This window comes from Fretibacterium fastidiosum (assembly GCF_000210715.1).
In the GTDB taxonomy this organism is placed as follows: Bacteria; Synergistota; Synergistia; order Synergistales; family Aminobacteriaceae; genus Fretibacterium; species Fretibacterium fastidiosum.
Genome location: NC_021038.1, coordinates 493,315 through 497,507, shown reverse-complemented (window position 1 = coordinate 497,507; position 4,193 = coordinate 493,315). Strand labels below are relative to the sequence as shown.

Genomic DNA, 4,193 nt, shown 5'->3' with positions numbered 1-4,193 from the left:
CAATCCATATTAAACGCGATTTGGTATTATTTCCCAAAAAGGGCACGAATCGGAGAACGAAGAAAGGGCCGCGGCAGTGAGGCATAACGCCAGACGCCGCGGCCCTCGGACTGATAAGACGAGGTGATAGGTCGTTCTGAAAGGACCTTAATTATAATATAAAACTTGAAGTTTTGTCCAGAAAAACATCAGTCTGCGTCAAAATTTACGTAAAACTCCGGGGGTGAATCCAGGGGGGCTGTCCACCTCCGCAGCGTCGGCACAACGATGGACGCTATCGGTCCGGCCCTATCGGCCCCAGACCCTTTCCCCCTCCTCCAGCCGTTCCTGAAACAGCTTCATCGTCCGGTCGAAGGGCTCCCGGCTCGTCAGGTCCACACCGGCGCGCCGCAGGATGTTCAGGGATTCGTCGCTGCCGCCGCTCTTCAAAAAGGTCAGGTAGCGGTCCACGGCCCCCGGTTCCCCCGCGAGGATGGCGCTGGCGAAGGCGTTGGCCGCGGTGAAGCCCGTGACGTACTTGTAGACGTAAAACGCGCTGTAGAAGTGCGGGATGCGGGCCCACTCCACCCACAGAAGTTCGTCCGGGGCCATGTCCGGCCCGTAGCACCTCTCGTTCAGTTCACGCCACAGGCCGCTCATCCACTCCGGCGTCAGGGCGCCCCCCTCCTCCGCGCGGGCATGGACCTGAAGCTCGAAGTCCGCAAACATCGCCTGGCGGAAGAAGGTCGTCCGAACCATGTTGTAGTAGTAGCTCAGGAGCCACTTCCGCTCTTCCTCCGTCTTGGCGGTCTTCAGGAGGTGCCCCAGGAGCAGCGCCTCGTTCGTCGTCGAGGCCACCTCCGCAAGGAGGATGGTGTAGTCGCCGTAGACCTGGGGCTGGTTCCTGTGGGAGTACCAGCTGTGCATGGAGTGCCCCATCTCGTGCGCCAGCGTGAAGACGTCGTTCAGGGTTCCGTTGTAGTTCAGCAGCACGTAGGGGTGCGTGGCGTAGGACCCCCAGGAGTAGGCCCCCTTGCGCTTGCCCCGGTTCTCGTAGACGTCGATCCAGCGCTCCGCAAGACCGCGCTTGAAGTTCGCCACGTAGTCCTCACCCAGCGGGGCCAGGGCCTCCGCCACCATCCGGCAGGCCCTCTCGTAGGGGATGTCCTCCCGCGGTTCCTCGGCGATGGGGACGTTCAGGTCGTAATAGTGCAGCCGGTCGAGCTTCAGCGCCCGTTTCCGCAGCGCCACCAGGCGGTGCATCAGGGGGGCGCAGCGAGCGGCCGTGTCCACCACGTTCTCGTACACGCTGCGGGGCACGTTGTCGCCAAAGAGCGCCGCTTCCAGGCTGTCCTTGTAACGCCGCGCCCTGGCGTAGAACAGGTCGCCCTTCACGGACCCCGCGTAGAGCGCGGCCAGGGCGTTCTTGAAGGAACCGTAGGTTCCGTAGATGCCCTCGAACGCCGCCCGGCGCACGTCCCGGCTGGGGCTGCGGCTGAGCTTGTACCAGCGCTCCTCCGTCAACTCGACGCTGCGCCCTTCCTCATCCCGGATCGTGGGGAACTTCAGGTCCGCGTTCGTCAACAGCGAGAAGGCGTTCTCCGGGGCCGCCGTCGCCTCTCTGGCGCTGGCCAGAAGCGCCTCCTCCGCCCTGGGCAGGATGTGTTCCCGCTCCCGCAGCAGCCGCTCCACGAAGAAGGCGTAGAGCTTCAGCCCCGGCTCCCCCCGCACCCAGCGCCGCAGCTCGTCCTCGGGCAGCTCCAGGACCTCAGGGGCAAAGAAAGCGGTCACCACGCCGTGCCTGGCGGACAACGCCTCGATGCGGCTGGCCAGCTCCATGGGGCGTGTCTCCCTCAGGTCCTCGTGGCTCTTCATGTTGGCGTAGACGTAGAGCTTCTCCAGCTCCAGAGAGACGGCCTCCTCGGCCTTCAGGTACTCCAGAAGCTTCTTCGGCCCTTCGCCCAACCGCCCCGCAAAGCCCGCCAGCGCGTCGATCTTCGGCGTCAGATCGCTGAAGGCCCTCTCCCAGGCCTCGAAGGAGGGATAGATCGCCTCCAGGTCCCATCGCATGGCCTCCGGGACGTCCCGCCTCTCCGGCACCCCGCCCGTCCCATCCCCCATGGCCTCCGGGGCTTCAAACCGCATCGCAAAATTCATCGGAACAACACCTCGCGTCAAAGCATCAAATTTTTCAACGCCGGCAGCCGCACCGCCGGCGGCCAAGCCCGCGCAGGAAAAACAGGCGGCGGCCAGAAGCGGCAGCGCGCGCCGCGTCCTCAACCCCTTCATCCTCCATCGCCTCCGTCCTCCCTCAACTGCCCAAAAACGCCTGAAAACCAACGCCATGCTTTCATTATGTTATCACAGGCGGGACGCCCAGGCCGGAACCGCGAGCCGGGCGCAGGCCCCCGGCGCGGCAGGGGACCGATGGCTTTCCTGGAGGGAGGGTTTGCCTCCCTCTTTCCGGCCCCAGAAAAGGCAAATTTTGAGTTTAAAAGAATTGATCAAAATTAACCTAAAAGAAAAGAAATAGAGAAGGATGGGGCCATCATACGGAACGAGCGTAACCGAGGGGCCGTCCCGTCGAGACGGCCCCTCGTTTCACTTATCGCCCGACGCTTGGCCGCAGGTCACGCCACGAAGAGCGGAACGCTGGTGGGGCCATTCTTCAATGTCAATGTCACCTGGCGGGCAGCCTTGACAAACGTCAAATGAAAATGATACTTTATCCCTAAAAGCTCTACCGTATCTACCGTTTCTTTGGGCGTTGAGCGAAAGAGGACGGAGTGGGTGCCCGGCTCCGTCCGATCATGGGGCCGTGCCCGTCCGGCACGCGAAGCTGGGTTGATGGGACGGCAATGCCACAAAAACAGGAGGTCTTGATATGAGCTTTGAGGTAGTGGATGGTGTCTTCACGATCAGCGAGAACGCCGTCTTCTCGACGGCCATGGCCTGCGTCCTGCTCCTGCTGGGCTACCGGGTCAAGCGGAAGGTGCCCTTCCTGGAGAAGTACTGCATCCCGGCGCCGGTCATCGGCGGATTCCTCTTCATGTTCGTCACCTTCATCGGCCACAACACGGGGACCTTTGCCTTCAAGTTCGACTCCGCCTTTCAATCCCCCTTCATGCTGGCGTTCTTCACCACGGTGGGACTGGGAGCCAGCTTTGAGCTGCTGAAGAAGGGCGGCCTGCTCCTGATCCTCTACTGGCTCTGCGCCGGGGTGATCTCCATTGTCCAGAACGTTATCGGCATCACGGTGGGGGACGCGGTGGGCCTCCCCGCACCCTACGCGCTCCTCTCCAGCGCCATCTCCATGATCGGCGGCCACGGCGCCGCCGGAGCTTACGGCAGGACCTTTGAGGAGCTGGGCTACGCCGGCGCCATGGGCGTTGGCGCGGCAGCGGCGACCTTTGGCCTTATCTCAGGCGTCATGGTGGGAGGGCCCCTGGCACGGCGCCTCATCGTGCGCTACAACCTGAAGCCCCAGGAGGACAACGGCAGCTACGCGGAGATCGAGAGCATCAACGCCGCGGAGGGCGTGAAGCTCACGGGCCTTGAGACCATTCAGAACGTGGCGGCCATCATCATCTGCATGGCCCTAGGCATGGTGGTGTCCGGTTGGATCGGCAAGCTCCTCGGCATGTCCTTCCCGGACTACGTGGGCGCCATGTTCGTGGCGGTGGCCCTGCGCAACCTGAACGAGAAATTCCAGTTTTACAAGTTCAGCTTCTCCCTGAGCGACAAGATCGGCGACGTCATGCTGAATCTCTACCTGGGCCTGGCCCTCATGACCCTGCGCCTTTGGGAGCTCATGGACCTCATGGGGGGCATGCTGCTGATCGTGGTGGCGCAGCTCGTCTTCATGTGCGTCATCGCCTACTTCGTCGTCTTCCGCATCCTGGGCTCCAACTACGACGCGGCGGTGATGTGCGCGGGGCTCTGCGGCCACGGGCTGGGCGCGACGCCCAGCGCCATCGTCAACATGACGGCGGTGACGGAGCAGTACGGCATGTCCCGCAAGGCCTTCATGATCGTGCCCATCGTGGGGGCCTTCCTGGTGGACATCATCTACCAGCCCCAGACCATCTACTTCATCAAGAAGTTCGTTGAGGGCATCACAAAGTGAGCCGCGGCATCAGACTTCTTCACCCAGCGGACTACCGCGTGACGGACTGGAGCGGCGGGCGGACGACAGAGCTGGCGATCGCCCCGGA

2 protein-coding genes are annotated in these 4,193 nt (G+C 62.9%); one reads left to right on the top strand and one right to left on the bottom strand.

The genetic code is table 11. The features are described from left to right. Window positions 1-288: 288 nt before the first annotated feature. Entirely contained in the window at window positions 289-2,268 is a 1,980-nt protein-coding gene (pepF, locus tag SY1_RS02175; protein WP_015556033.1) for an oligoendopeptidase F, read from the bottom strand. A 595-nt stretch (window positions 2,269-2,863) separates the two neighbouring features. On the opposite strand from pepF, the gene gltS reads away from it, so the two are divergent. After that, the gene (gene gltS / locus SY1_RS02170; RefSeq protein WP_015556032.1) at window positions 2,864-4,105 is read left to right on the top strand and encodes a sodium/glutamate symporter; all 1,242 of its coding nucleotides are present in this window, start codon (window positions 2,864-2,866) and stop codon (window positions 4,103-4,105) included. The last annotated feature ends 88 nt before the right edge of the window (window positions 4,106-4,193 follow it).